Source organism: Amycolatopsis sp. NPDC051102, from assembly GCF_040682815.1.
Lineage (GTDB): Bacteria > Actinomycetota > Actinomycetes > Mycobacteriales > Pseudonocardiaceae > Amycolatopsis.
In genome coordinates this window covers 303,516-329,383 of sequence record NZ_JBFBBT010000011.1, presented here as the reverse complement: position 1 = coordinate 329,383, position 25,868 = coordinate 303,516, and the positions used below count along the sequence as shown (strand labels likewise).

Below are 25,868 nucleotides of genomic sequence, written 5' to 3'. Positions count from 1 at the left end.
GCACCCCCCCGCGCGGCGCTCGCTGGGTATGCGGGCGCGGCCCCCCCGGGGGGGGGGGGTTTTGTGTTGACGGGCCCCTAAAACCCCCCCAAACCCCCCCCCACGGGCGTGGCGGGGTCAGCCGGCGAGCTTCACGCCGATGTCGCGCAGGCCGTCGAGGTCGTGGACGTCGCCGGCCAGCGCGGGCACCCGGGCCAGCGCCACCTCCGGGTGCGCCCGGGTGAACCGCGCCAGCAGCCGCTCCTCGCGGGCCGCGAGGTCGACGCGGTCGGCGTGCAGCCGCAGCACCGCTTCGGCCAGGGGCGCGTTCTGCAGCGTCTCGGCCGCCGCCAGCGCCTCCGCGCCGGACAGCGACGCCAGCACCGGGTGCGTCCGGTTCGCGATCAGCCCGGCCAGCGGCATCGACTCGGCCGACAGCCGCTCGACGAAGTAGGACGCTTCCCGCAGCGCGTCCGGCTCCGGCGCGGCCACGACCAGGAACGACGTCCCCGACGAGCGCAGCAGCTCCGCGGTCTTGCGGGCACGCTCGCGGAAGCCGCCGAACATGCTGTCGAAGGCCTGCATGAACGCCGACGCGTCGGTCAGCAGCTGGCCGCCGATGATCGTCGAAACCGCCTTGGCGAACATCGAGAACCCGGCGTTGACGACCTTGCGCAAGCCCCAGCCACCGGCCTTCGCCGGCGCGGTGAGCAGCCGGATCATCCGGCCGTCCAGCGCGGAGGAAAGCCGCGTCGGCGCGTCCAGGAAGTCCAGGGCGGACCGGCTCGGCGGGGTGTCGACGATGATCAGGTCCCACTCGCCGGTGGCCGCGAGCTGGCCCAGCTTCTCCATCGCCATGTACTCCTGCGTGCCGGAGAACGACGTGGAAATCGTCTGGTAGAAGGGGTTCTGGAGCAGCTGCTCGGCGCGTTCCGGCCCGGCGTGCACGCGCACCATGTCGTCGAACGTGCGGCGCATGTCGAGCATCATCGCCCACAGCTCGCCCTTGGGCTCGAAGCCCTCGACCTGCACCTGCCTCGGGTGGTTGCCCAGTTCGCGCAGGCCGAGCGCCTGCGCCAGCCGCCGCGCGGGGTCGATCGTCAGCACCACCGTCTGCCGTCCGCGCTCGGCCGCGCGCAGGGCCAGCGCCGCGGCGGTCGTCGTCTTGCCGACGCCGCCGGAGCCGCAGCAGACGATCACGCGGCTTTCCGGGTCGTCGAGCAGCGCGTCGATGTCGATCGTGGTCACAACCGCACCCCCTGGTCGGTCAGGGCTTCCGCCAGGTCGTAGAGGGCCGCGACGTCGACGCCCTCGGTCAGGTCCGGCAGCTCCAGGGTCGGCAGGTCGGCCTCGGCGAGCTGCTCGCGCGCCCGCTGCTCGGCGGCGACCCGCACGGCGTGCTCGACAGTCTCGTCGACCAGCGCCTCCAGGGTCGCCTGCGGCAGCTTCAGCCCGGCCGACGCCAGCCCGTCGCGGACGCGGGAGGCGTCGACGCGCCCGTCCGCGGCGGCGGTCACCGACCGGGCGGGCAGCCGCGGCGGCCGGACCCGGTTGACCAGCACCGCGCCGGGACGCAGGTCGGCGCCGTCGAGCTCGGCCACGGCCTCGACGGTTTCGCGGACCGGCATCTCCTCCAGCAGCGTGGCCAGGTGGACCGCGGTCTCGCCGGAGTGCAGCAGCCGCACCACCCCCTCGGCCTGGCCGCGGATCGGGCCGGTCTTCGCGAGGTCGGTGAGGGCCTTGGTGACGTCGAGGAACTTGACGACCCGGCCGGTCGGCGGCGAGTCGACGACCACGGCGTCGTAGGTGTGCCGCCCGTCGGACTCGGTGCGGCCGACGCACTCCTTGATCTTCCCGGTGAGCAGGACGTCGCGGAGCCCGGGCGCAAGGGTGGTGGCGAACTCGATCGCGCCCATCCGCCGCAGCGTCCGGCCGGCGAAGCCGAGGTTGTAGAACATCTCGAAGTACTCGAGCAGCGCGGCTTCGACGTCGATGTGCAGCGCCCGCAGCTCGCCCCCGCCGGGGACGGACGCGATGCGCTGCTCGGCGTAGGGCAGCGGCTCGGTGTCGAAGAGCTGGGCGATGCCCTGGCGGCCTTCGACCTCGATGAGCAGCACGCGGCGGCCTTGGCGGGCGAGCGCGAGGCCGAGCGCGGCGGCGAGCGTCGTCTTGCCGGTCCCGCCCTTGCCGGTGACGAAGTGCAGCCGGGCGCGGGCAAGCTCGTCGGTCCAGCCGGCATGGGGAGTGGTCACTTCTTCACCCTAAATCAGCTCTCAGCTGGCCAGCAGCATGACGCTGACCGCAGCCGTGACCACCGCCACCAGCACCCAGGCGGCGAGCCCGGGCAGCACGGTGAGGGTGAGCACACCGAGCACGACCAGCAGCGTGAAGGTGATCACGCCGCCGACCGCGACCTGGCCGGAACTCTGCGTCCGGTCGCGCACTTTCGCCATCACGACCAGCACCAGGGGCAGCCCGGCCGCCGCGAGCAGCGCCGTCGCGATCACCCGCCACGTTTCCACGGACCCACGCTAGCGGCGTGAGATGAACCACACTCCGGCGCGTCGCGACGCGTTTCCCGGCGGTGGCCCCCGGCGCGCTTGCCCGCTTGGCTACGCTCCCGGCTATGAGCGCCACCAAGTGGGAGTACGCCACCGTCCCTCTGCTGATCCACGCCACCAAGCAGATCCTCGACCAGTGGGGCGAGGACGGCTGGGAGCTGGTCACCGTGCTGCCGAACCCGAGCGGCGAGCAGCACGTCGCCTACCTCAAGCGTCCGAAGGGCTGATCCGGGTGAGCTGGAGCGAACGGCTGAAGGAACTCGGCATCGAGCTGCCGGGTGTGGCGGCTCCGCTGGCCGCGTACGTGCCCGCCGTGCAGAGCGGCAAGCACGTCTACACCTCCGGCCAGCTGCCCTTCGTCGACGGCGTGCTCGCCGCGACCGGCAAGGTCGGCGCGGAGATCAGCCCCGAAGAGGCGAAGGGCCACGCCCGCACGTCGGTGCTCAACGCGCTCGCGGCCGTGCACGCACTGGTGGGCATTGACAACGTCACGCGGATCGTCAAGGTTGTCGGCTTCGTGGCTTCCGCGGAAGGCTTCACCGGCCAGCCGGCGGTCGTCAACGGCGCGTCCGAGCTCCTCGGCGAGGTCTTCGGCGACGCGGGCGTGCACGCCCGCTCGGCGGTCGGCGTCGCGGAGCTGCCCATCGGCTCGCCGGTGGAGGTCGAACTGATCGTGGAGGTGCAGTGATGGACCCGGACATCGAGCAGTCCACGCACGAGCTGCTGCTCCGGCTGGCCGGGCGGCTGCCCGACCAGCTGCTGTGGCGGTTCCGCGACTGGCTCGGCGAGGGCGCCATGGGCACCCTCGCCCGGACCCTGCCGAGGTCTTTGCTTAAGCACAGGATTGACCTCGACCAGACGGAGTACCGCCTGCTTGTGGCCGGGCTGATCCCGCACGGCGCCGACTGGCACCAGGTCAGTTCGACCCTGGGGGTAGACGACGTCTCCGAGAACCGGTACACATTCACGTCGAGTGCGCCCGAATGGGTTAACTCGGTCGACTCCGTGTCCGTTCTGATCCACGCAACGTTGCGGGGTCGCCCGGACGTGGGGGAAGTGCGGCAGAGCTGGCGACACGTCGGTGTGGTCGGGCAGGGGACCGCCAAGCGCGTCCTGCTCATCACCGCGCAGGCCGGCTTGCCGAGGTTGACGGGCGAACTGCAGCGCGTGTTGCGGGTCCTGGGCGACGAAGAGCCCAGCGTCGAGGTCATCCCGCCGCGCTTCGACCTGCCGGGGTACCACCGGGCCGCGCTGGCCGACTCAGAGCTGGTCTGTGTGGGCGCGGTGACGGGGAACCGGCTAGTAGCCGCATAACGCTCGCCCGCCAGCGAGCTGGGAGGGAGCAAGGCAATGGTGGAGGTCCACGACGGCCCGCCCATGGACGGGTTCTCGGTGCCCCTGCGCCTGCACAACCTGTTGCTGGCCCTGGCGGGCCGGATCGACGACAGCGCGCTCACCGAGGCGCGTGAGCTGATCGCCCGGGCGCACATCGACGAGGCGGTCGAGCTGACCACCGGCACGCTCATCGCGGGCCGGATCCCGGTCAGCTCCGCCGAGCAGCGCGAGCTCGCGCTCGTCCTCGAGATGAGCCGGTCGGACGCGACGCTGGCGAACGACCTGCTGGTCGACGAGGCCGACCCGGTCAACACGCACCGGTTCAGCGGCGAGAACTCCCCGGAGTTCGGCATCGCCGAGGCGCTCGACCGGACGCTGCAGGTGCTGCCGGACGTCCGGTCGGTGCACGCGGTGTGGCGCAACACCCCGGCCGGCAGCGTGCCGGGCGCGCTGCCGCAGCGCGTGGTGCTCGTCGAGCTGGGGCCGGAGGGCAACCCGCCCGCCGTCGCCTTCCGCGTCGACACGGCACTGCGCCGGGCCGGGATCCACTCGGTCGTCGAGGTCAGCGGTCCGGGCGTCGCGCACTCCGAGTACCACCAGGCCGCTTCGGCGGCCGCGTCGCCGGCCTGGGTGACCGGGAGTACGTCGTCGCCCGCGTCGACGTACCGTCCCGAACCCGCCAAGCCGTCGGCGCCGGTGAACCCGGAGCCGGTCGCGGAGTCGGGCAGCCGGCACAGCATGCGGTCCGCGAGTGCCACCACGGCACCGGCCGAGCCGGTCGCCCCGGTGGTGCCGATCGTGTCGCCGCCGCCCGCCCCCGAGCCGCCCCGCAAGGCGCGCTCGGAGACGCGGGCGGAGCGCACCGCCGACCTGACGCCGGCCGAGGTGGCGCAGCTGCGGCAGGCGCTGGCCGAGGACCCGGAAAAGGGCCGCGAGATCGCCGCGGGCAAGCCGTCGATGCACGAAGTCGTCGAGCTGCCGGCGCTGGACCTGGACGACCCGAGCCTGAGCGAGCGCGACCGGGCGCTGCTGCGGGAGCTGCACGCCGAGCTGGCCGAGCGCGAGCGGGCCGAGGCGGCGAAGATGCGGCTCAACGGCGCGTCCCGCTCCGGCGGTGACCAGCGCGGCTGGACCGCACCTTAGGTTCACTTCCCGGCGAAGGCGGCACTTTCACGTGAAAGTGCCGCCTTTTCCGTGTCCGGCGTGCCACAACTGCGCGACGGCGCGTCGGGTGCCGGAGGTATGTTTCCCGGGTGGAGCAGCCCAAGGAGTTCGTCTTCGACATCCCGGTCGGCGCGGGGGTGGCCACCCGCGCGAACGCCGACGGCCCGCCGGCGACGCCGAAGGACGCGGCCACCGTCATCCTGGTCCGGGACGGCGCCGACGGCGTCGAGATCTTCCTCCAGCACCGGGTCAAGGGCATGCCGTTCGCGGGCGGGATGACCGTGTTCCCCGGCGGCGGGGTCGACCAGCGGGACGCCGACACGTCGGTGGCCTGGGCCGGCCCGGAGCCGTCGTGGTGGGCCTCGCGGTTCGGCTGCGACGAGGCTTTGGCGCGGGCGCTGACCTGCGCGGCGGTGCGCGAGACGTTCGAGGAGTCCGGGGTGCTGCTCGCGGGCGACGCGGACGCGGTGCTCACCGACGTCACGCCGTACGCGGCCGCCCGCCAGGCCCTGGAGACGCGCGAGGTGTCGCTGGCCGGCTTCCTCGCCGGCGCCGGGCTGACGCTGCGGGCCGACCTGCTGCGCCCGTGGGCGCACTGGATCACGCCCGAGCAGGAGCCGCGCCGCTACGACACCCGCTTCTACGTCGCGAAGCTGCCGGAAGGCCAGGAAGCCGACGGGGCGACGTCGGAGGCGTCGAGCTCCGGCTGGCAGCGCCCGGCGGACGCCATCGCCGACGCGCGCGAAGGCCGCCGGATGCTGATGCCGCCGACCTGGCTGACGCTGAGCGAGCTGGCGGAGTTCGCCACCGCCGACGACGTGCTGAACGCGCCGCGCGAGATCGTCCGGATCGCGCCGACGCTGGTCCGCGAGAACGACCAGGTCCGCGTCGTGCTGGAGAAGCGATGACCGCCCCCGCGTACGGCGTCCTGCGCCAGGTCTCCGAGACGGCGTCGGTGCTGCTGGAGAACAACCCGTCGTCGATGACGCTCGAAGGCACCAACAGCTGGGTGCTGCGGGCGGCGCCGGACGTCCCGGCCGTCGTCGTCGACCCGGGCTACCGCGACCTCGAGCACCTCGAGCTGCTGGCCGGGGCCGGCGCGGTCGAGCTGATCCTGCTGACGCACTTCCACCCCGACCACGCCGAGGGCGCGCCGTGGTTCGCCGAGCGCGTCGGCGCGCCGGTGCGGGCGTTCGACCCCGCGCTGTGCCTCGACGCGAAGTCCTTTGTGGACGATGAGGTGATCTCGGCGGGCGGCCTGTCGATCCGCGTGCTGCACACGCCGGGGCACACCGACGACTCCGTGTCGCTGGTGCTCGACGGCCAGGTGCTGACCGGCGACACCATCCTCGGCCGCGGCACCACGGTGCTGCACGACCTCGGCGACTACCTGCGTTCGCTGCGGAAGCTCGTCGAGCTCCCGCCGGGCACGCTCGGGCTGCCCGGCCACGGCCCCGAGCTGCCCGACCTGCAGGCGACCGCCCGCGAATACCTCGCCCACCGGGAACAGCGGCTCGACCAGGTGCGTTCGGCTTTGCAGACGCTCGGGGCGGACGCCACGCCCCGCCAGGTCGTCGAGGTCGTGTACGCCGACGTCGACCGGGCGTTGTGGGCGCCTGCCGAACTGAGCGTGCAGGCGCAGCTGGACTACCTGCGGTCGGAGGAGAACGGATGAGCAACGTCGAGGTCGAGTTCTACTGGCGGCCGGGGTGCGGCTTCTGCGCCGCACTGGAGCGGCCGCTGTCGAAGAGCGGCTTCAACGTCCGCGCGATCAACATCTGGGAGGACCCGGCGGCGGCCGCGCGGGTGCGCGAGGTGGCGAACGGGAACGAGACCGTGCCGACGGTGATCGTCGGCTCGAAGGCCATGGTGAACCCGTCGTTCGCCGAGGTCGAGGCGGCGGTCAAGGCCGCGTCGGCCTGAGTGCCGTCGTGACGACGCGGAGTCGATCGAGCACCCGGCGCCGATGATCCGGCCGCTGAAGCGCTTCGCCTGATGGGAGCCGGTGTAGCAGGAGCAGGCAGGCGGGCGACTCACAGCCTGTGGATGATGAGCGCGCGATCGACTTCGTACTCAACGGCGTGCAGCACCGCCTGAGCCGGGCGCAGGTGCTGCACGCCGCCGGCCTGGGCGGCCCCGAGCCGATCCGCACGCACTGGGTGTCGATCGGCGAGGAGCGCTGGCCGCCGAGGCAGATCTTCGAGCGTGCTCTCGGCGTGCCGCGGACGGACTTCATCTCGCACTACGCGATCCGGCAGCTCCGGCGGCTCGGCTTCGCGACGAGCCCGCTGCCCCACGAGCCCGGCGTTCCGGCCGTCCCCGAACAGGCCGCCGAGGCGCCGGTGGGCGGCAGCGACCTCGGCACGGCGGTCAAGTCGTTCATCGACCTCCATGAGTTCTTCGGCCAGGAGGACCTCTCCAGCCGGGTGAGCCGGCTGGAGGACCGCCTGGAGGGCGCCGACCGCGAGACGGTCGTGGAGCGGGTGGCGCCCGAGGGGCTCACGGACGCCCTGCTCCGGGGCGCGCTGCTGGTGCGGCAGCACGCCGGCCGCGTCAACGACCTCATCCACGCGGCGATGATCGTCCGGGCGTTGCCGAAGATCCTCGAACCGGGCGAACGGATCGTCCGGCGCCCGTCGCTGGCCTCGGGGAACGACGGCGGCCGCAAGTTCGACCTCGAGACGGATCGCCGCGTGGCCGAGTTCAAGGCCGCCCAGTGGAAGGGCCGCGACACGATGCGCAAACGCCTGCTCGTCGCCGACCTGGTCAGCCTGGTCCTCGAACGCGGTGACCGCCGCGCCGAGCTGTACGTGCTCGGTTCGCCGCCCATCGACTACCTGCGCACGAGCACCTCGACGGTCGAGTGGGCGCTCGGCCGCTCGTCACCTCACCTTCGGCAGGCCTACGAGCAGCGCTTCGGGAGCGCCGCCCTGACGGTCGGCCAGTTCACCGCCGGCCCGGCGGCCGACGTCGTCCTCCGGGACCTGTCCGAGCTCATCGGCTGAGCATGGGCATCAGGTAGTACGTCAGCGCCACCTCCCCGGCCTCGGCCGCCCGCAGGATGCACGCCCGCATCCCCGGCTGGATCGACAGCGTCACGCGCTCGCCCGCGAACGCACCCAGGGCGTCCAGCAGGTACCGGGCCTGGAACGAGGGAGCCGTCCGGCCGCCGCCGACCTCGGCTTTCAGCGTCTCCTCCGCCTCGCCCGTGTCCTGCCGGGCGCCGGCCAGGCGGACCTGGGCGTCGCCCACCTCCAGGGTGAGGACCCGCCGGTCCTCGGCGTACACGCCGACGCGGCGCACCGCGGCCGCCAGGGCGTCGGCCTCCAGCGTCACCGTGGTGTCGACCGCGCCTGAAGGGATCGCGTCCTCCGACAGGAAGCCCGCATCGAGCACGGCGGTGCCGACCAAGCCGCCCGGCCAGCTCACGCCGAACCGGCCCGGGCCGACGTGCAGCCCGACGACGCCGGTCGCCTGGCGGGCCGCCTCTGCCAGCAGCGCCGCGGGTACCAGGACGTCCAGCGCACCCGGCGAACGCAGCGGCAGGCGGGCCACGGCCATCCGGTACCGGTCCGACGCGGTCAGCGTCAGCCGCTCGCCGTCTGCCTGCAGCCGGACACCGGTGAACAGCGGCAGGGGGTCGTCCTTCGCCGCCGTGCCCGCGACGATCCGCAGCGCCGACGCGAACGCGGCACCGTCCACTTCGGACACTCGGACCGGTGGCTCCGCACCGGCGCCCGAGTCCGGCAGCAGTGGAAGGGCGAACCGGGCGTTGTCCAGCCGCAGGGCCAGACGGCTGCCCTCGACGACCAGGCGCACCCGCTCGGCCCCGAGCACCCTCAGCGTCTCGGCCAGCGGTGCCGCCGGAACGACGACCGAGCCGTCGGTGTGCGTGGTGGCCGGGCAGTCGAACCGGACGACGAGGTCCGGATCGCTGCCGGCGACGGTCAGCCCGGCCGCGTCCGCGCGAAGCCGCAGCCCGGCGCGGGCGGGCAGCAGGCGCGACGCGGCCGAGACGGCCGCCGAGAGGCGGTGGGCAGGCGCTGTGACGTCCATGACCACAAGCTAGCGGCGACCACCGACAAAACGCGCTGACCAGCGGAAACGGCTAGGCGTTGATCAGTGAAGGTGCCGTCGGCGCCGGCCGGGCCGGGCGGAACGTGCCGCGCAGCAGCCACACGATCAGCGCGAGCACCACCCCGGCCGCGCTCGCCGCCAGGAACGCCGCACCCGGGCCCGCGTGCTCGACGACGTACCCGCTGACCGACTGGCCCGCGGCCAGCCCCAGCGTCACCGCCGTGAGCACCCAGCCGAACGCCTCCGCCGCCGTGCCGGCCGGGGCGACCGCCTCGATCGCCGTCGAGTGGGCCGTGGACTGCGGGGTGATCAACGCGCCCGCCAGCAGCATCATCAGGGCCAGGCCCCACAGCGACGACGGCCACGCGAGCAGCGCGACCAGCGCGCCGAACCCGCCGAGCAGCACCGGCAGCCGCAGGCCCAGCTGCCTCGGCCACGGCCGCAGGCTGTAGGCGACGCCGAACGCCACCGAGCTCAGCGACCACGCCGACAGCAGCAGGCCGCCGACGGACGCCTGGCCCGCCTCGGTGGCCGCCGCCGGAACGGCGACCTCGACGAACCCGATCACCACGCCGAAGCCCAGCGCGGCGACCGCCAGCGTCCGCATGCCCGGGCTCGCCAGCGCGCCCAGCAGCGATCCGGGCGATCCGGTGGCCGGACCCCACGCCTGCACGACCGGGCTCAGCGCGAACAGCACCGCGCCGGTGAACTGCAGCGCGACGCCCAGCACCAGGCCGGTCCCCGCCCACGGCGCCATGACCAGCAGCCCGGCCAGGCCGGGACCCAGGATGAAGAAGACCTCCATGCTGATCGCCTCGTACGAGAACGCCGCGTTGCGCGCCCCGCCCGGCGGGAGCAGCCGGGTCCACAGCGCCCGCGACGCCGACCCGACCATCGGCTCCGACAGCCCGGTGGCCGCGCCCAGTGCGACGAGCACGGCCGTCGCGGCGTGCGACTCGATGGCCGTCACCAGCGCGGTCATCGAGAGCGCCAGCAGCAGCGAGACGACCAGCAGCGGCCGCGTCGGGCCGAACCGGTCGATCAGCCTGCCCTGCACCACCGCGCCCACCGAGACACCGACGAGTGAGCCGGCCGAGACGAGCCCGGCGACGGCGAAGGAACCGGTCTCGCGCTGGACGTAGAGCAGGGCCGAGATGCCGATCATGGCGATCGGCAGGCGGGCGAGCACGGACGCGACGGCGGGCCGCCGGGCCGCCCGGGTCGTCAGCGCGGTGCGGTAGTCGGCGAGGGACGTGCGGCTTTCGTGGTTCGAGGCAGGCTGGGACACACGAGCAGTATGCCGCAGAGTGGTACGTGAGTACCAGTTATTTGATGGTCACGTGCGTCACCGATCCAACCGCAGTGGATCTTGGTTTCGGGCCGGGACGTCTCGATCGGGTAACACTCACGATATTCTCCGTGAACTCCTGCAACGAAACGGCCTGGGTGGCGTCCTTGAGAGTGAATGGCCTTGAATTCGTGGGTATGGGCCGTGATGGTTGAACAACAGCACAGAAAACCCAGCTCCCTCCGGCACTCGGGTCGGGGCCTGGCCCGGAGGGCGGGGAGCGCGGATCGTCGGGGGATGGTCCGCGCAAACAACGAAGAGCCGGTGCGCCACGTCGGGGGTGGCGCCCGGCTCTTTGTTATGGGACAGCAAGAAGGCCCCCTCGGCGAACCGAGGGGGCCTTCTGCGTAAAGGAGACTCAGCGAGCGCGGCGGGCCAGGCGCTCCGGGTCCAGGATCAGCACGCTCTTGCCCTCGAGCCGCAGCCAGCCGCGGTGGGCGAAGTCGGCGAGCGCCTTGTTGACGGTCTCGCGCGAGGCGCCGACGTACTGGGCGATCTCTTCCTGCGTCAGGTCGTGCGTGACCCGCAGCAGGCCCGCCTCCTGGCTGCCGAAGCGCTGCGCGAGCTGCAGCAGCGCCCGCGCCACGCGGCCCGGGACGTCGGTGAAGATCAGCTCCGCGACCATGTTGTTCGTCCGGCGCAAGCGGCGCGCGACCACGCGCAGCAGCTGCTCGGCGATCTCCGGGCGGGTCGAGATCCACTGGCGCAGGGCCGGGCGGTCCATGGTGACCGCGCGGACCTCGGTGACCGTGGTCGCGCTCGACGTCCGGGGGCCCGGGTCGAAGATGGACAGCTCGCCGAACATGTCGGACGGGCCGAAGATGCCCAGCAGGTTCTCGCGGCCGTCCGGGGACTTGCGGCCGATCTTCACCTTGCCGGACTGGATGATGTACAGCTTGTCGCCGGGCTCGCCCTCGTTGAAGATGACATGGCCGCGGGGGAACTCCACGGATTCCAAGGTCTGGGCCAGCGCCTCCGCCGCTGCCGGCTCCACACCCTGGAAAATGCCCGCACGGGCCAGGGTTTCGTCCACCTCGGGTGCCTCCTCGTCGAGAAACGTGCGCGCTCCCCCGGGGCTGGAGGAGCGTGACGCCGATCACTTGCGCGTCAGTCTAGGGCGTACTCCCGAGATCGCTCGTCGGACGCGCGGTCCGCCGAAACGATCTCGTTCGAACGTGGAGCCTAACTCCGCACCCGACGCGCGCGTAGCCTGGCTGCCCGTCCGCCCAGCCTACGGAGCCGGAACAGCTCCAGCGCGCGGCCGATGCCGTGCCCGTAGAGCGCCCTGACCTCGTTGGGCTGCGCCTGCTCGAGGAACTCTTCGACCTCGTTCTCCTGCACCGCGACGTGCTTCAGCCTGCTCTCGACGCGCTCCATGCCCAGCGCGAAGAACATGATCACCAGGGGGACCAGGATGACGAACCAGACGGTCATGACCGGACCCCGAAACACTCGATGGAAAGCATCTACTCCAGATCCTCGCTCATGGCGGCCGGAAAACGCGCCGAGGTGGTGCTCTGGCGTGTCGGTCGTCCACCGGTGCAGTGCCCGGCTCGTCCGACGGCGCCCGTAGGCTATCGGGGTGCCACCTGCCACCACGAACGCCCCCCGTGAGGGCGCTGGTGAAAGCCGATTGGCTCTGGTGAGACGCGCCAGGCGGATGAAGCGTTGCCTGGACGACGTGTATCCCGGTGCCCACTGCGAGCTCGACTTCACCACGCCACTGGAACTGCTGGTCGCGGTCGTGCTGTCCGCACAGACCACCGACGTGCGGGTGAACCTCGTCACGCCCGCCCTGTTCAAGCGCTACCGGACCGCCGCCGACTACGCCGGCGCCGACCGCACCGAGCTCGAGGAGTACCTCCGGAGCACCGGCTTCTACCGGGCCAAGGCGAACTCCGTCATGGGCCTGGGCGCCGCCCTGGTCGAGCGCTTCGGCGGCGAGGTGCCGGGCAAGCTGGAGGACCTGGTCACGCTGCCCGGCGTCGGCCGCAAGACCGCCAACGTCGTCCTCGGCAACGCCTTCGACGTGCCGGGCATCACCGTCGACACCCACTTCGGCCGGCTGGTCCGCCGCTGGGGCTGGACGGCGGAGGAGGACCCGGTCAAGGTCGAGCACGCGATCGGCGAGCTGATCCCCCGCAAGGAGTGGACGATGCTCTCGCACCGGGTGATCTTCCACGGCCGCCGCGTCTGCCACGCCAAGAAGCCCGCCTGCGGCGCGTGCCCGCTGGCCAGGGACTGCCCGTCCTACGGCACCGGCCCGACGGGCTTCGAGGAAGCCGCGAAGCTGGTCAAAGGCGAAGAAAAGGACCACATCCTGGCCCTGGCGGCGCCCCGGTGACGAGAGTCACCAAGTGGGCTCTGGCCGCCGCGGTCCTGGCGGTGGCGCTGATCGTCGCGCTGCTGCCGCGCGGCTCGGACACCGCCGCGAAGCCGGGTGAGGACCTCGCGCCCGCCCGGGCCGCGGCGGCGCTTCAGCCGTGCCCCGCGCCGGGGCCGGCGCAACCCGTGAAGCAGCTCGAAGGCGTCACGGCGGACTGCCTCGGCGACGGCGCCAGCGTCGACGTCGGGAAGGCCCTCGCCGGTGCTCCGGTGCTGGTCAACGTGTGGGCGTCGTGGTGCGAGCCGTGCCGGACCGAGCTGCCCGTGCTCCAGGAGTACGCGAAGCAGCCGGGTGCCGTGCGCGTCCTCGGCGTCCAGGTGCAGAGCCCGGCGAAAGACGGCTTGGACCTGCTGGCGAAGCTGGGCGTGCACCTCCCGTCGGTGTTCGACGGAGCTGGGGGCAGCGGCCCGGTCCGGACGGCGCTGAAGGTGCCTTCGTCGCTGCCGGCGTCCTATCTGGTCTCCGTGGCCGGCGAGGTGCGGTTCATCGCGAATCCACGCACGTTCGTGAACACTGACCAGGTGCGCGCGGCAGTCGAGGGGGCATCGTGATCGGACCACTGGTCGAACCCGAGTCGGTTCCCGAGTGGCTCCGGCCGCTGGTCAAGGTGAGCGGCGAGGTCGATTCGAAGACGTTCACCCGCTTCAGCCCGCCCGAGGACGCCTACACGCGGGCCGCCGCCGTCCTCATCCTCTTCGGTGAACGCGAAGCCGACGGCGAACCGGACGTCCTCCTGCAGCGCCGCGCCGACACGCTGGGCTCGCACGCCGGGCAGGTCGCCTTCCCCGGCGGCGGCGCCGAGGACGGCGACGGCGGCCCGATCGGCACCGCGCTGCGCGAAGCCGAGGAAGAGACCGGGGTGGTCCCCTCCGGCGTCCGGCCGGTCGCGGTGCTGCCGGAACTGTTCGTCCCGGTGTCCCGCTTCGCCGTGACGCCGGTGCTGGCGCACTGGGCCGAACCGTCGCCGGTGCACGCGGTCGACCCGGCCGAGACGGCGTCCGTCGCGCGCGTGGCCATCGCCGACCTGGCCGACCCGGCCAACCGGTTCACGGTGCAGAAGAAGGGCGCGCCCTGGAAGGGCCCGGCCTTCGAGGTCAACGGCCTGTTCGTCTGGGGATTCACCGCCGGGTTGCTGTCGGTTCTCCTGAGCCTGGGAGGCTGGGAGCGCGAATGGGACGCGGGCGACGTCCGGGACCTCGACGAGGCGCTGGCCGCCTACCAGGCACGGGTGGCAGGGGAGTGAAACGGTGAACTGGGTCGACGTGCTGGTGCTGCTGCTGGCCCTGCTGGCGGCGGTCTCCGGCGCGTTCCAGGGCGTGATCATCGCGTTGCCGTCGCTCGTCGGCGTCGTGCTCGGCGCGGTCGCCGGGATCAAGCTCGCGCCGGTGGTGGTGTCGTTCTTCGACGACCCGGTCTGGAAGGTCGCCTTCGCGGTGGCGACGGTGGTCTTCCTGGTCGCCTTCGGCGAGGCGATCGGCGTCTACGTGGGCCGGCGGCTCCGGCAGAAGATCAACCCCGACAAGCTCTCCGGCATCGACAAGACGCTCGGCGCGGTCGTGCAGGCCCTGGTCGTCTTCGTGGTGGCCTGGCTGATCGCGACGCCGCTGACGACGGTGTCCGGCCTGCCCGGGCTGGCCAAGGCGATCAACAACTCGGTGGTGCTCGGCAAGGTCAACGACGCCATGCCGGAGGCCGCCCAGGGCTTCCCGAGCCAGCTGCGCAAGCTGCTCGACGCGTCCGGCTTCCCGTCGATCGTGGACCCGTTCCAGAAGGCGCCGACGGCGGACACCTCGCCGCCGGACCCCGCGCTCCAGCGCAGCGGGATCGTCCAGCAGCTGCACGGCAGCGTGGTCAAGATCCGCGGCACCGCCAGCTCGTGCTCGCGGTCGCTGGAAGGCAGCGGGTTCGTGATTTCGCCGCAGCGGGTGATGACGAACGCGCACGTCGTGGCCGGCACCGACACCGTCGGCATCGAGACGACCCAGGGCGACTACCCGGCCCGCGTCGTCTACTTCGACCCGGAGGTCGACATCGCGGTGCTCGCGGTGCCGCGGCTGCGCGCGCCGGCACTGCAGTTCGCCTCGGAAACGGCAACGGCGGGCGACAGCGCGGTGGTGCTCGGCTACCCGCTCGACGGCCCGTACCGCGCGACGCCGGCCCGCGTGCGCGGCCGCATCAACCTGCGCGGCCCGGACATCTACGAGGCGAACACCGTGCAGCGCGACGTCTTCACGGTCCGCGCCGAGATCCGCAGCGGCAACTCGGGCGGCCCGATGGTGACGCCGGACGGCAAGGTCATCGGCGTCGTCTTCGGCGCGGCGGTGGAGGACCCGGAGACGGGCTTCACGCTCACGGCCGAGCAGGTCCGCGCCGAGGTCGACGCGGCACCGTCGCAGACGACGAACGTGTCCACCGGCTCCTGCGCGGCCTAACGCCCGAACCGCAGCGCGAGGCCGTCGAGCAGCGCCCGCATGCCCGACTCGAAGACGTCGTCCAGGACGAGGTCGTAGCCGGTCTCCTCGAGCTCGCGGAGCATCTTGGCGAACACCGGGCGCCCGGTGGTCATCGGCCCCATCGAGGGGAGCTGGCGGTCCATCCACTGCTCCTCCGACAGCCCGGACGAGGCCAGCGCGTGCTGCTCGCGTTCGAGGTGGATCGCGATGCCCTGGACGTAGCTGAAGAACAGGACGTGCAGGTCGCACAGGGTCGCCGCGTCGACGTCGAGCTCGGACAGCGCCGTCAGCGCCCACTCGCCGTGCATGCCGAGGTTGGGCAGCGGCAGCGGCCGCGTGATCGGACCCAGCTGGGCCAGCCACGGGTGCCGCCGGAAGAGCGACCAGAGCGTGCGGCCGCCGAGCGTCAGCCGCTCGCGCCAGTCGCCGGACGGCTTGGCCGGGTAGCCGCGCTCGCCGAACGCGGCGTCGGCCATCAGCAGCACCAGCTCGTCCTTGCCCCGCACGTAGCGGTACGGCGCCATCGCCGCGACCCCGAGCCGGGCGGCGACGCCGCGCATGGACAGCGCGCCGAGGCCCTCGGCGTCGGCGATGGCGATGGCGGTCCGCACGAGCTGCTCGCGGGTCAGCCCGCGCTGACCACCGCGCCGGTCGTGCTCGGCGACGACCGTGCCGGACCGCGGCTCCGCGCGGACCAGCCCCTCCTGGCTCAGCTGGGCCAGCGCCTTCGCCGCGGTCGCCATCGCGACGCCGTGGTCGGCCGCGAGCCGACGCGTCGAGGACACCCGCGCGCCCGGCGGCAGCTCGCCCCGCGCGATCCGCTCACGCAGTTCGTCGGCGATGGCCACGTATTTCACGGCTGTCTCCTGACCTAGTACAGACAGCCATCTGTACTAGTACAGAAATAGCGCCTGAGCTGTCGGTTCTCCACAGTGGAGCGTACAAGCGTACGACTCTGGAGGAAAACATGCGGAACATCCTGATCCCCGGCGCGGGTGTCGCCGGCGGCACCCTGGCCCGATTCCTGGCGCGCGAAGGCTGGGCGGTGACCGTGGTGGACCGGGCACCTGGCCCGCGCTCCGGCGGCCAGGCGATCGACGTGCGCGGCGTCGCGCTCGACGTCGTCGACGAGCTGGGGCTCGGTGACCGGATGCGCGCGCTGCGCACCCGGATGCGCGGGATGTCCATGGTGGACGGGGACGGCCACGAGCTGTTCCGGTCGGAGGAGCACACCTTTACCAGCGGGCGTCTGGACAGCGCCGACTTCGAGATCCTGCGCGATGACGTCGTCGAGATCCTGGGCGAGGCGCCCGGCGTCGAGTACGTCTTCGGCGACTCGATCACGGCGCTGACCGAAGAGGCGCACGGGGTGCGCGTCGAATTCGAGCGCGGCGGTTTCCGGACGTTCGACCTGGTCGTCGGGGCGGACGGCCTGCACTCGGCGGTGCGGCGGCTGGCCTTCGGGCCGGAGGCGGACTTCACCCGCCACCTCGGCCAGTACCTGGCGATCTTCCCGACGGCCAACTTCCTCGGCCTCGAGGACTGGCAGGTCTGGTTCCGGCACGAGCACACCGGCGGCGCGGTCTACCCGGTCCGGGACAACACCGAACTGCGCGTCACCCTCGGCTTCGGCTCGGACACGCTGCCGCGGATGACCGTCCCGGAGCAGAAGCGGCTGGTCGCCGAGCGGCTCGGCGGGATCGGCTGGGAGGTGCCGAAGCTGCTCGAAGCGATGGCGGCCGCGGACGTCTTCTACTTCGACGCCATGGCCCAGATCCACCTCGACCGCTGGTCGGCCGGCCGGGTCGTGCTGGTCGGCGACGCCGGTTACTGCGCCTCGGCGCTGTCCGGTCAGGGAACGAGCCTCGCGCTGGTCGGCGCGTATGTCCTCGCGCAGGAACTCGGCCGGGCGGGTCACGAGGAGGCCTTCGCGGCTTACGAAACGCGGATGCGGCCGTTCGTCGCGCTCAACCAGGCGCTGGCCACGGAGAACCCGGAGGGCCCGGCGTCGGAGGAATCGGTGGAGCGGGCGAAGAACGCCATCAGTCTCGCTTGAGGAAGTCCACCAGGGCCGCCGACGTGCGGTCCGGTGCCTCGAGGTGGGGGAAGTGCCCGACGCCGGACCAGATCTGCGGTTCGGCGTGCGGGCCGGCCCAGCGCGCCGACGACGTCGCCGTTTCGGGCAGGATGCAGGTGTCGTCGGCGCCGTGCAGCTGCAGCGTCGGCGCCGCGATCCGGCTGCCGACGGCGTCGGTGAAGCGGCGGCCTTCGCCGCGGAACTGGGCGCGGAACGCCCAGCGGTAGTACTCGAGCGCGCTGTGCGCGACCCCGGGCACGAGCATCGCCTGGCGGAACGCTTCGACGCTGCCGGCGAAGTCCGGCGTGGACCGCCAGCGGTCGCCGGCCCAGCTGCCGAAGAGGTCTTCGACGGCTTTGGCGTCGTCCTTCACGAGCCACTTCTCCGGCGCCATCGGCACCTGGAAGCGGAAGAGGTGCCCGGCCGCGCGGCCCTGGCCGCGCCACGGGCGCACCGACGAGCGCAACGCGAGCGGGTGCGCGGCGCCGATCGCCGTCACCGACGACACGAGCCGCGGGTGCAGCGACGCGACCGTCCAGCCGAGCAGGCCGCCCCAGGCGTGTCCGACGAGGTGCGCCCGCCGCGCTCCGAGCGACTTGATCAGCCCGCCGACGTCACCGGCCAGCGTCCACGCGTCGTAGCCGCGGGGTGGTTTGTCGGAGTCGCCGTAGCCGCGCAGGTCGACCGCGACCGCGCGGAAGCCGGCTTCGGCCAGTGCCCGCAGCTGGTGGTGCCAGGTCCACCAGAACTCGGCGAACCCGTGCAGCAGCACCACGACCGGTCCGTCGCCGAGCTCGGCGACGTGCAGCCGGATGCCGTTCGCGGACACGTCGCGGTGGACCCACGGGCCGTCGAGCCGGACGATCGACGGGTCGGGGGACGCGTGCAACGACGACTCAGTCGCGCGTGGTCGTCAGGTCGGCTTCGGGCGCGCGCTGCGGCTTGAGCGCGGCGGCGGTCTCCTTGACGCTGGCGATGGTCCGCTCCGGTGCCTTGAACTTCTTCACCTTGCGGTAGCCGAGGTACCCGGCCGCGCCCGCGACGAGCAGCATCACGACGAACACGATGCCGAACGCGCCCCAGCGATGGAGGGAGCGGAACCAGTCCGCGAAGCCTTCGGCCAGGAAGAAAAAGAAGAAGAACGTGCTGTACAGGAAGACCGTCAGCGCGATCAGGAAGAAGACGGCCCCCTTGAGGCCCTTCTTCACCTCGCCGACCAGCTCGGACTTCGCCAGCTCCATCTCGGCCCTGACCAGGGTGGAGATGTGCTGGGTCGCGTCGCCGACCAGGCGGCCGATCGACTGGTCGCCGGGAACGTCGGAAGCGGAGGACAGCGGGAGGTAAGGCACGGCCCCCACGCCGTCGGGGCCGGTGCGCTCGTGCTTGGGGCTGCTCACCGGGTCATCGTGCCATGTGTCTCGAAACTGGGCGCGGCGGCGTCACAGTGTGTCGGACATTTGCGCGTGAACCTTGCTACGACGGAGTAGCAGGGCCGCCGCCAGCAGGGACGCCGCCGCCGACGCGATCAGCACCGCGGCCTTCGCCAGTTCGCTCGTTTGTTCCGGCAGCGCCAGCTCCGCGATCAGCAGGCTCACCGTGAACCCGACGCCGCCGAGCACGGACAACGCGGCCATGTCCCGCCAGCCCATCCCGCGCGGCTTCTCCGCGACACGCAGCTTCACGGCCAGCAGGCTCGCCCCGAGGATGCCGACGACCTTGCCGCCGAGCAGGCCGGCGAGCACCGCGAGCGGCAACGCCGTGGTGAACACCGCGCCGAGCGCGTCGGCGTCGATCGAGATCCCGCTGGCGAACAGCGCGAACACCGGCACGGCGACGGCCGCCGACCACGGCTGGAGCCGGTGTTCGAGCCGCAGCGCGGGTGCCTCTTCCTCGCCTTCGTCGGCGCGGACGCGGGTGAGCAGGCCCAGCGCGACGCCGGCGATCGTCGCGTGGATGCCCGCCGAGTGCACCGCGACCCAGGTGACCAGCGCCAGCGGCACGTACAGCCACGGCGTCCGGACCCGCCGGTGCTGCAGGTACGCGTACAGGGCGAGCGCCACGACGGCGACGGCCACCGCGACCAGGTCGAAGCTCGTCGTGAACAGCACGGCGATGACGATGATCGCGCCGAGGTCGTCGACGACGGCGAGGGAGAGCAGGAAGACCCGCGCGCTCGACGGGAGGTTCGACGCCGTCAGGGCCAGCACGCCGAGGGCGAACGCGATGTCCGTGGCAACCGGGATCGCCCAGGCCCGTTCGATCCCCGGTGTCCCCCAGCCGACGGACAGCGCGACGAGCGCGGGCACGACCATGCCGCCGATCGCCGCCACGATCGGCAGCACGGCCTGCTTGAACCGCGACAGCTCGCCGACGACGAGTTCGCGCTTGAGCTCCAGCCCGGCGACGAAGAAGAACAGGGCGAGCAGGCCGTCCTTCGCCCAGTCGCCGATCGTCAGGTTCAGGTGCAGGAACTCCGGGCCGAGCCGGACCTCGCGCAGCGCGTGGTAGCTGTCCCGCAGCGGCGAATTGGCCCAGAGCAGCGCGACCGCGGTCGCGGCGAGCAGGATGAGCCCGCCGGTCGTCTCGGTGCGCAGGTAACGGGCGAACTCGGTGAGGGGATGGGACACGGCGGCTCCTGGGGTCGCTGATCACTGTTGCCGACCAGACTTCCCGGCGCACCTTTTGCCGCATTTTACGGTGTCTTTGTCACCCGCCGTTATGGCCGCCGCCACACCGGGTGGCGGTGGTGGGTCACCAGCTGGGCTCCTAGCATGCCAAGGGACAACGAAGTCCCTAGACAAGGAAGACGACAGTTGTGAGCACCTCAACCGAGGTTCAGCAGGACACGAGGTTCTTCGGGCACCCACGAGGGCTGGCGAACCTCTTCGGCGTGGAGATGTGGGAGCGCTTCTCCTACTACGGGATGCTCGGCATCCTCCCGATCTACCTCTATTACAAGGTCGACCAGGGCGGTCTCGGTCTCGCGCAGCAGTCCGCGCTCGGCATCGTCGGCGCATACGGCGGCCTGGTGTACCTGTCCGCCGTCGTCGGTGCATGGGTGGCCGACCGGCTCCTCGGCTCCGAGCGGACGCTCTTCTACAGCGCCGTGCTGATCATGATCGGCCACCTCAGCCTGGCCCTGCTGCCCGGCCTGGCCGGCATCGGCGTCGGGCTCGTGTGCGTCGCGATCGGCAGCGGCGGCCTGAAGTCCAACGCGACGGCGATCGTCGGCACGCTCTACGCCGAAGGCGACGAGCGGCGCGACGCCGGCTTCACGATCTTCTACATGGGCATCAACCTCGGTGGCTTCGTCGGCCCGCTGCTGACCGGGCTGGCGCAGACCGAGGTCGGCTTCCACCTCGGGTTCGGCCTGGCGGCGATCGGCATGGCCCTCGGCCTGACCCAGTACACGTTCGGCCGCAAGAACCTCGGCGACAAGGCCAAGGAGGTGCCGAACCCGCTGCCGGCGTCCCAGCGCGCGCTGGCGATCGGCGCCGCCGTCGTCCTGGTGGCCGCGGTCGTGACGCTGGTGCTCACCGGCGTCGTCAACCCGGGCAACCTCGCCGACGTCGTCGTGTGGGTGGTCGGCGTGATCTCGGTGATCTACTTCGTGGTCATCCTGAGCAGCAGCCGGATCACCGGCGTCGAGCGCAGCCGGGTGTTCTCCTTCATCCCGATGTTCATCGCCAGCGCGGTGTTCTTCTCGCTGTACCAGCAGCAGTTCACGGTCGTCGCGGCCTACACCGACCAGCGGCTGAACCGGAGCCTGTTCGGCTGGGAGATGCCGGTGTCCTGGGTCAACTCGATCAACCCGGTGTTCATCATCGTCTTCGCGCCGGTCCTCGCGGCCCTGTGGACGAAGCTCGGCGAGCGGCAGCCGTCGACGCCGATGAAGTTCGTCCTCGGCACGGTGCTGATGGGCGCGGCGTTCCTGCTGTTCCTGCCGATGGTGGGCAGCGGCAAGAACGCGAGCCCGATCCTGGCGATGGTCGGCATCCTGCTCGTGTTCACGATCGCCGAGCTGTGCCTCTCACCGGTGGGGCTGTCGCTGTCGACGAAGCTCGCGCCCGAGGCGTTCCGGACGCAGATGGTGGCGCTGAACTTTCTGTCCATCTCCTTGGGCACCGCGATGTCCGGCAAGCTCGCCGAGTACTACTCCGTCGACGACGAAGCGCCGTACTTCAGCACGGTCGGCGGCGTCGCCATCGGCGTCGGCGTGCTGCTGTTCCTGGGCATCCCGTTCATCCGGCGGCTGATGAAGGGCGTCCACTGAGCTGATAGGCCCTCGGCGGGAAAGAGTGCCTCGGGCTAGCCCACCGTGACCCCGAAGATCACCCCGACGAAGTAGGTCACCACCATCGTGAGGGCGCCGACGCCGACGTTGCGGACGATCGCGCGCCCCACGTTCGCGTCGCCGAGCCTCGCGCTGACCCACCCGGTCAGCGTGAGGCCGACGACGACCGCGGCCGCGCACGCCCACACCCGCAGGGAGACGCCGGCCCAGGCGATGGAGAGGATCGGCAGCAGCGCGCCGACCGAGAACGCGAGCAGCGACGCCCACGCCGCCTGCCACGGGCTGGTCAGGTTGCCCGGGTCGATGCCGAGTTCGGCCTCGGCGTGCGCCTGCAGCGCGTCCTTTTCGGTCAGTTCGCGGGCGACCTGGCCGGCCAGCTCCGGCGACAGGCCCTTGCCCTCGTAGATCTGGGCGAGCTCGCGCTCCTCGGCTTCCGGCATCGTCTTGAGCTCCTGCTTTTCCAGCCGGAGCAAGGCCTGTTCGGTGTCGCGCTGGGTGCTGACGGAGACGTATTCCCCGCCGGCCATGGAAAACGCGCCGGCGACGAGCCCGGCGATGCCGGCGGTCAGGATCGTCGTGCTTTCCGTGGTCGCCCCGGCCACGCCGACGACGATCCCGGCGACGGACACGATCCCGTCGTTCGCCCCGAGCACCCCGGCTCGCAGCCAGTTGAGTTTCCCGCCCAGGCCCTGGTGCGGTTCGTGGGCGTGCTCCACGGCGTCACCGTCGATCGTTTCGGTCACCGGACCAGTGAAACACGAACGCGGAACCGTGGCGAGACTTCGTGTTCCGGGTCAGGTCCGCCTAAATAACCGCTGCCTTACCTAACTGGTCCTGTGTGGACTCTCAGCCGCGCTGGGTCATGATGGGCGGCATGGACGACCAGGTGTGGCAGCCACTGCGCGCGGTGGAAGATCTCCCGCTCCGGGGCGGCGAGGGCCGGTTCCGGCTGCTGGAGCGAGCCCCGAGCGGCCTGGCCTACCTGATCCACTACCCGGCGGGGGTGTCGTCCCCGCCGCACGCGCACGACCACGACTCGATCGTCTACGTCCTGTCGGGCCGGTTGCGCGGCGCGGTCGACGGCGTGGAGCGGGAGCTGGAACCGGGCGATTCGGTGGTGCACCGGCGCGGGGTGTCCCACCACGTGGAAGCGCTGACGGACTCGATGTGGGTCGAGTTCAAGTCGCCCCTGCCCGGCCGTCCGCCGATCGCCTGAACGCCCGAAGGAGCCGATAGTGCAGCTGGATGCCCCCGAACCCACCCGTGACGAGGTGCGGAAGCAGCTCCAAGGCCTTATCGCGGGGACACTGACTCCCGGCGAAGCATCCGATTGGGCGAACCCCTGGATCACCGAGGAAGCGGGCGAGGTCCAGGACGAGCTCGTCTGGGAGGCGCTCCAGAACCTTTGGGGCGCGGACATGCTCGTCGCGCCGGGTGAGTACCTCTACGGTCCGCTCGACTTCCGAGCGTGGCTGACCGCCTTCGAAGCACAACTCGAGTCCTGAAGAGCGGAAACGCCCGGCCCCGCGACAGCGGACCCGGGCGTTTCCTGGAGTGAAGCTCAGGCGTCCAGCTCGGCGAGGGCCTGCTTGGCCTTCTCGAGCTCGGCCTCCAGCGCGGCGACCTTCGCCGCCTGCGCCTCGCGGGCCTGGTTGATCACCTCGTCGATCGGGCCGGACAGGTCCGCGTGCAGCTCCTTGGCCGCGCGCGAGACGGCCGCCGCCGGGATCTCGAGGCCCTTCGCGACCCACTTCGAACCGTTCTTCAGCTCGGCCTGCCACTCGCCGTCGGCGGTGCCGGTGACCGTGAGGATCAGCTCGACCGTGCGGGTCTTCTTCGCCGTCGACGCCGTCGCACCCTTCGGGCGGCCGCGCTTCGGCTTGGGAGCCTCTTCCTCGGCGGGCGATGCTTCGCCGTCCGAAGAGGGGGACGCGGACTCGGTGACGGCCGCCTCGTCGGTGGTAACAGCCGGCATCTCGGCGGCAGCCGGGGCGTCGGTGGCCGTTTCCTCGTCGTGCGTCAGGACATCCACGGTCATCGTCGTGTCGTCTCCTTGCCCGGGAAGTGGGTGTGGTTCGCGGCACAGTGTAGAACATGCGTTCGACGCGCGCCGCTCGGGGGTTCCATGACAGAGCCCTCCCGGCGCGAAGCCGGAAGGGCTCTGACAGGGAGAACGCTAGCTCACTCCTCCGACTTGCCCGACTTCAGGCCCGACGAGATCAGGTCCATCACCGATGAGTCGGCCAGCGTGGTGACGTCGCCGACCTGCCGGTTCTCCGCGACGTCGCGCAGCAGGCGGCGCATGATCTTGCCCGAGCGCGTCTTCGGCAGCTCCGGCACGACCATGATCTGCCGCGGCTTCGCGATCGGCCCGATCTCCTTCGCGACGTGGTTGCGCAGCGCCTGGATGGCCTCCTCGCCGCCGTCGACGGCATTGCCGCGCAAGATCACGAACGCGACGATGCCCTGGCCGGTCGTCGGGTCGGTCGCGCCGACGACCGCGGCCTCGGCCACCGTCGGGTGCGAAACCAGCGCCGACTCGACCTCCGTCGTCGAGATGCGGTGGCCGGACACGTTCATCACGTCGTCGACGCGGCCCAGCAGCCAGACGTCACCGTCGCTGTCGTACTTCGCGCCGTCGCCGGCGAAGTAGAAGCCCTGGTCCTTGAACCGCGACCAGTAGGTGTCCTTGAAGCGCTCTTCGTCGCCCCAGACGCCCCGCAGCATCGACGGCCACGGCTTGTCGAGCACCAGGTACCCGCCGCCGCCCGGGCCGACCTCGTTGCCCTGGTCGTCGACGACCTTCGCCGAGATGCCCGGCAGCGCCTTCTGCGCCGAGCCCGGCTTGGTCGAGGTGACGCCCGGCAGCGGCGAGATCATGATCGCGCCGGTCTCGGTCTGCCACCACGTGTCGACGATCGGGGTGCGGCCCGCGCCGATGTTTTCGCGGTACCAGATCCACGCCTCGGGGTTGATCGGTTCGCCGACCGAACCCAGCACGCGCAGCGACGACAGGTCGTACTTCTCCGGGATTTCCGCGCCCCACTTCATGAAGGTGCGGATCAGCGTCGGCGCCGTGTAGTACAGGGAGACCTTGTACTTCTGGATGATCTCCCAGTGCCGCCCCTCGTGCGGGGTGTTCGGCGTGCCTTCGTAGACGACCTGCGTGACGCGGTTCGCGAGCGGGCCGTAGACGATGTAGCTGTGGCCGGTGATCCAGCCGATGTCCGCGGTGCACCAGTAGACGTCTTCGCCGGCCTTGTGGTCGAAGACGTTGTGGTGCGTGTACGCCGTCTGCGTCAGGTAGCCGCCGGAGGTGTGCAGGATGCCCTTCGGCTTCCCGGTCGTCCCGGACGTGTAGAGGATGAACAGCGGGTGCTCGCTGTCGAACGCTTCGGGAGTGTGCTCTTCGGACTGTCCGTCGACGAGCTCGTGCCACCACAGGTCGCGGCCGTCGGTCCACGGGACGTCGCCCTCGAGCTTGTCGCCCGTGCGCTTCACGACGATGACCTTCTCGACGGTTTCGGCGCCTTCGAGCGCTTCGTCGACATTGGCCTTCATCGGCGCGGCCTTGCCGCGGCGGAACTGGCCGTCGGAGGTGATCACGACCTTCGCGGCGGCGTCGTCGACGCGGGCCCGCAGCGCCGTCGGGGAGAAGCCGCCGAAGACGACGTTGTGCAGCGCGCCGATCCGCGCGCACGCGAGCATCGCGAAGATGGCCTCGGGCACCATCTGCAGCTGGATCGCCACGACGTCGCCCGCGGTGACGCCCAGCGACGCGAGTGCGTTGGCGGCCTTGGAAACCTCGGTCTTCAGCTCGGCGTAGGTGATGTCCCGGGTGTCGCCCGGCTCGCCGACCCAGTGGATCGCGACCTGGTCGCCGTGGCCGGACTCGACGTGCCGGTCGACGCAGTTGTAGGCGACGTTCAGCTTGCCGCCGACGAACCATTTCGCGAACGGCGCATTGGTCCAGTCCAGTACCGTGGTCCACTTCGTGTCCCACGTGAGCCGCTCGGCCTGCTTGGCCCAGAACGCTTCGCGATCGGCGTCCGCCTCGGCGTACATGTCGGCCTTGGCATTGGCCTGAGCAGCGAAATCATCGCTGGGCGGGAACGTGCGGCTCTCGGTGAGCAGGTTGTCCAGGGCGGGGGACTGCTCGGTCATGGTTGCAAGGCCTCCTGTAGTGCGCCGACA

The 25,868-nt window shown here is 71.5% G+C and carries 30 protein-coding genes; 16 read left to right on the top strand and 14 right to left on the bottom strand.

The window, feature by feature from the left end; all coding sequences use genetic code 11:
- Window positions 1-117: 117 nt before the first annotated feature.
- The 3 genes from AB0M93_RS29480 to AB0M93_RS29470 are packed head-to-tail and all read right to left on the bottom strand — an operon-like array spanning window position 118 to window position 2,501.
- Window positions 118-1,227, bottom strand: a complete 1,110-nt coding sequence (locus tag AB0M93_RS29480) for an ArsA family ATPase (protein ID WP_364278859.1) — start codon at window positions 1,225-1,227, stop codon at window positions 118-120.
- Window positions 1,224-2,231: an ArsA-related P-loop ATPase gene (locus tag AB0M93_RS29475; protein WP_364278856.1), complete on the bottom strand. Its 1,008-nt coding sequence runs from the start codon at window positions 2,229-2,231 to the stop codon at window positions 1,224-1,226. Before AB0M93_RS29475 ends, AB0M93_RS29480 begins: the two co-directional genes overlap by 4 nt.
- A gap of 21 nt (window positions 2,232-2,252) precedes the next feature.
- Window positions 2,253-2,501, bottom strand: a complete 249-nt coding sequence (locus AB0M93_RS29470; RefSeq protein ID WP_364278854.1) for a hypothetical protein — start codon at window positions 2,499-2,501, stop codon at window positions 2,253-2,255.
- A gap of 104 nt (window positions 2,502-2,605) precedes the next feature.
- Between AB0M93_RS29470 and AB0M93_RS29465 the strand changes: the two genes are divergently transcribed.
- The 8 genes from AB0M93_RS29465 to AB0M93_RS29430 all read left to right on the top strand — a co-directional run bounded on the left by AB0M93_RS29465 (window position 2,606) and on the right by AB0M93_RS29430 (window position 8,044).
- Window positions 2,606-2,767, top strand: a complete 162-nt coding sequence (locus AB0M93_RS29465) for a DUF4177 domain-containing protein (RefSeq protein WP_003068074.1) — start codon at window positions 2,606-2,608, stop codon at window positions 2,765-2,767.
- A 5-nt stretch (window positions 2,768-2,772) separates the two neighbouring features.
- Window positions 2,773-3,228 carry a RidA family protein gene (locus AB0M93_RS29460; RefSeq protein ID WP_364278851.1) on the top strand — a complete coding sequence of 152 codons (456 nt, stop codon included), beginning with the start codon at window positions 2,773-2,775 and terminating at the stop codon, window positions 3,226-3,228.
- The gene (locus AB0M93_RS29455; RefSeq protein WP_003068077.1) at window positions 3,228-3,854 is read left to right on the top strand and encodes a hypothetical protein; all 627 of its coding nucleotides are present in this window, start codon (window positions 3,228-3,230) and stop codon (window positions 3,852-3,854) included. Before AB0M93_RS29460 ends, AB0M93_RS29455 begins: the two co-directional genes overlap by 1 nt.
- 36 nt (window positions 3,855-3,890) lie before the next feature.
- Window positions 3,891-5,018, top strand: coding sequence for a hypothetical protein (locus AB0M93_RS29450; protein ID WP_364278848.1), 1,128 nt, complete (start codon window positions 3,891-3,893; stop codon window positions 5,016-5,018).
- Window positions 5,019-5,128: 110 nt separating this feature from the next.
- Window positions 5,129-5,947 carry an NUDIX hydrolase gene (locus tag AB0M93_RS29445; protein WP_364278845.1) on the top strand — a complete coding sequence of 273 codons (819 nt, stop codon included), beginning with the start codon at window positions 5,129-5,131 and terminating at the stop codon, window positions 5,945-5,947.
- Window positions 5,944-6,714 (top strand): MBL fold metallo-hydrolase, encoded by a 771-nt coding sequence (locus tag AB0M93_RS29440; RefSeq protein ID WP_364278843.1) that lies wholly within the window; start codon window positions 5,944-5,946, stop codon window positions 6,712-6,714. Before AB0M93_RS29445 ends, AB0M93_RS29440 begins: the two co-directional genes overlap by 4 nt.
- Window positions 6,711-6,962 carry a glutaredoxin domain-containing protein gene (locus tag AB0M93_RS29435; RefSeq protein WP_364278840.1) on the top strand — a complete coding sequence of 84 codons (252 nt, stop codon included), beginning with the start codon at window positions 6,711-6,713 and terminating at the stop codon, window positions 6,960-6,962. Before AB0M93_RS29440 ends, AB0M93_RS29435 begins: the two co-directional genes overlap by 4 nt.
- 119 nt (window positions 6,963-7,081) lie before the next feature.
- A complete protein-coding gene (locus tag AB0M93_RS29430) occupies window positions 7,082-8,044 on the top strand; it encodes a hypothetical protein (protein ID WP_364278838.1) in 963 nt (320 codons plus the stop codon).
- On the opposite strand, the gene AB0M93_RS29425 is transcribed toward AB0M93_RS29430, so the two are convergent.
- From AB0M93_RS29425 to AB0M93_RS29410, 4 genes are all read right to left on the bottom strand, one after another.
- The gene (locus AB0M93_RS29425) at window positions 8,034-9,095 is read right to left on the bottom strand and encodes a DNA polymerase III subunit beta (RefSeq protein WP_364278835.1); all 1,062 of its coding nucleotides are present in this window, start codon (window positions 9,093-9,095) and stop codon (window positions 8,034-8,036) included. The genes AB0M93_RS29430 and AB0M93_RS29425 overlap by 11 nt on opposite strands.
- A 52-nt stretch (window positions 9,096-9,147) precedes the next feature.
- A complete protein-coding gene (locus AB0M93_RS29420) occupies window positions 9,148-10,404 on the bottom strand; it encodes an MFS transporter (protein WP_364278832.1) in 1,257 nt (418 codons plus the stop codon).
- Window positions 10,405-10,822: 418 nt separating this feature from the next.
- The gene (locus tag AB0M93_RS29415; RefSeq protein ID WP_003081747.1) at window positions 10,823-11,497 is read right to left on the bottom strand and encodes a Crp/Fnr family transcriptional regulator; all 675 of its coding nucleotides are present in this window, start codon (window positions 11,495-11,497) and stop codon (window positions 10,823-10,825) included.
- Between the two features lie 149 nt (window positions 11,498-11,646).
- A complete protein-coding gene (locus AB0M93_RS29410) occupies window positions 11,647-11,898 on the bottom strand; it encodes a hypothetical protein (RefSeq protein ID WP_003081722.1) in 252 nt (83 codons plus the stop codon).
- A 226-nt stretch (window positions 11,899-12,124) separates the two neighbouring features.
- Here AB0M93_RS29410 and nth point away from each other — a divergent pair, with 226 nt between their 5' ends.
- The 4 genes from nth to AB0M93_RS29390 are packed head-to-tail and all read left to right on the top strand — an operon-like array spanning window position 12,125 to window position 15,282.
- Window positions 12,125-12,808, top strand: coding sequence for an endonuclease III (gene nth / locus AB0M93_RS29405; RefSeq protein WP_364278829.1), 684 nt, complete (start codon window positions 12,125-12,127; stop codon window positions 12,806-12,808).
- The gene (locus AB0M93_RS29400; protein WP_364278826.1) at window positions 12,805-13,401 is read left to right on the top strand and encodes a TlpA disulfide reductase family protein; all 597 of its coding nucleotides are present in this window, start codon (window positions 12,805-12,807) and stop codon (window positions 13,399-13,401) included. Before nth ends, AB0M93_RS29400 begins: the two co-directional genes overlap by 4 nt.
- On the top strand, window positions 13,398-14,093 hold the full coding sequence (locus tag AB0M93_RS29395; protein WP_364278823.1) for a CoA pyrophosphatase: 696 nt from the start codon (window positions 13,398-13,400) through the stop codon (window positions 14,091-14,093). The genes AB0M93_RS29400 and AB0M93_RS29395 overlap by 4 nt, the downstream gene beginning before the upstream one ends.
- Window positions 14,094-14,097: 4 nt before the next feature.
- Window positions 14,098-15,282 carry a MarP family serine protease gene (locus AB0M93_RS29390; protein WP_364278821.1) on the top strand — a complete coding sequence of 395 codons (1,185 nt, stop codon included), beginning with the start codon at window positions 14,098-14,100 and terminating at the stop codon, window positions 15,280-15,282.
- Here the strand turns inward: AB0M93_RS29390 and AB0M93_RS29385 are convergent.
- A complete protein-coding gene (locus AB0M93_RS29385) occupies window positions 15,279-16,160 on the bottom strand; it encodes a GntR family transcriptional regulator (RefSeq protein ID WP_364278819.1) in 882 nt (293 codons plus the stop codon). The genes AB0M93_RS29390 and AB0M93_RS29385 overlap by 4 nt on opposite strands.
- A 110-nt stretch (window positions 16,161-16,270) precedes the next feature.
- Between AB0M93_RS29385 and AB0M93_RS29380 the strand changes: the two genes are divergently transcribed.
- On the top strand, window positions 16,271-17,359 hold the full coding sequence (locus AB0M93_RS29380; protein WP_364278816.1) for an FAD-dependent monooxygenase: 1,089 nt from the start codon (window positions 16,271-16,273) through the stop codon (window positions 17,357-17,359).
- Here AB0M93_RS29380 and AB0M93_RS29375 read toward each other — a convergent pair.
- The 3 genes from AB0M93_RS29375 to nhaA are packed head-to-tail and all read right to left on the bottom strand — an operon-like array spanning window position 17,346 to window position 20,007.
- Window positions 17,346-18,269: an alpha/beta hydrolase gene (locus tag AB0M93_RS29375; RefSeq protein WP_364278813.1), complete on the bottom strand. Its 924-nt coding sequence runs from the start codon at window positions 18,267-18,269 to the stop codon at window positions 17,346-17,348. The two genes, AB0M93_RS29380 and AB0M93_RS29375, sit on opposite strands and share 14 nt — an antisense overlap.
- A gap of 7 nt (window positions 18,270-18,276) precedes the next feature.
- Window positions 18,277-18,777 (bottom strand): phage holin family protein, encoded by a 501-nt coding sequence (locus AB0M93_RS29370; protein WP_364278810.1) that lies wholly within the window; start codon window positions 18,775-18,777, stop codon window positions 18,277-18,279.
- A gap of 42 nt (window positions 18,778-18,819) precedes the next feature.
- Window positions 18,820-20,007, bottom strand: coding sequence for a Na+/H+ antiporter NhaA (gene nhaA / locus AB0M93_RS29365; RefSeq protein ID WP_364278807.1), 1,188 nt, complete (start codon window positions 20,005-20,007; stop codon window positions 18,820-18,822).
- 188 nt (window positions 20,008-20,195) lie between these two features.
- Between nhaA and AB0M93_RS29360 the strand changes: the two genes are divergently transcribed.
- Window positions 20,196-21,653: an oligopeptide:H+ symporter gene (locus AB0M93_RS29360; RefSeq protein ID WP_364278804.1), complete on the top strand. Its 1,458-nt coding sequence runs from the start codon at window positions 20,196-20,198 to the stop codon at window positions 21,651-21,653.
- Window positions 21,654-21,688: 35 nt separating this feature from the next.
- Here the strand turns inward: AB0M93_RS29360 and AB0M93_RS29355 are convergent, their stop codons facing one another.
- Window positions 21,689-22,417 carry a VIT family protein gene (locus AB0M93_RS29355; protein ID WP_364278801.1) on the bottom strand — a complete coding sequence of 243 codons (729 nt, stop codon included), beginning with the start codon at window positions 22,415-22,417 and terminating at the stop codon, window positions 21,689-21,691.
- A 119-nt stretch (window positions 22,418-22,536) separates the two neighbouring features.
- On the opposite strand from AB0M93_RS29355, the gene AB0M93_RS29350 reads away from it, so the two are divergent.
- A complete protein-coding gene (locus AB0M93_RS29350; RefSeq protein WP_364278905.1) occupies window positions 22,537-22,890 on the top strand; it encodes a cupin domain-containing protein in 354 nt (117 codons plus the stop codon).
- A gap of 19 nt (window positions 22,891-22,909) precedes the next feature.
- Window positions 22,910-23,179, top strand: a complete 270-nt coding sequence (locus AB0M93_RS29345; RefSeq protein WP_364278799.1) for a hypothetical protein — start codon at window positions 22,910-22,912, stop codon at window positions 23,177-23,179.
- Window positions 23,180-23,235: 56 nt separating this feature from the next.
- On the opposite strand, the gene AB0M93_RS29340 is transcribed toward AB0M93_RS29345, so the two are convergent.
- Together AB0M93_RS29340 and acs are read right to left on the bottom strand one after the other, a co-directional pair.
- The gene (locus tag AB0M93_RS29340; RefSeq protein ID WP_364278797.1) at window positions 23,236-23,712 is read right to left on the bottom strand and encodes a DUF6319 family protein; all 477 of its coding nucleotides are present in this window, start codon (window positions 23,710-23,712) and stop codon (window positions 23,236-23,238) included.
- Between the two features lie 143 nt (window positions 23,713-23,855).
- Window positions 23,856-25,838 (bottom strand): acetate--CoA ligase, encoded by a 1,983-nt coding sequence (acs, locus tag AB0M93_RS29335; RefSeq protein WP_364278795.1) that lies wholly within the window; start codon window positions 25,836-25,838, stop codon window positions 23,856-23,858.
- Window positions 25,839-25,868: the final 30 nt, after the last annotated feature.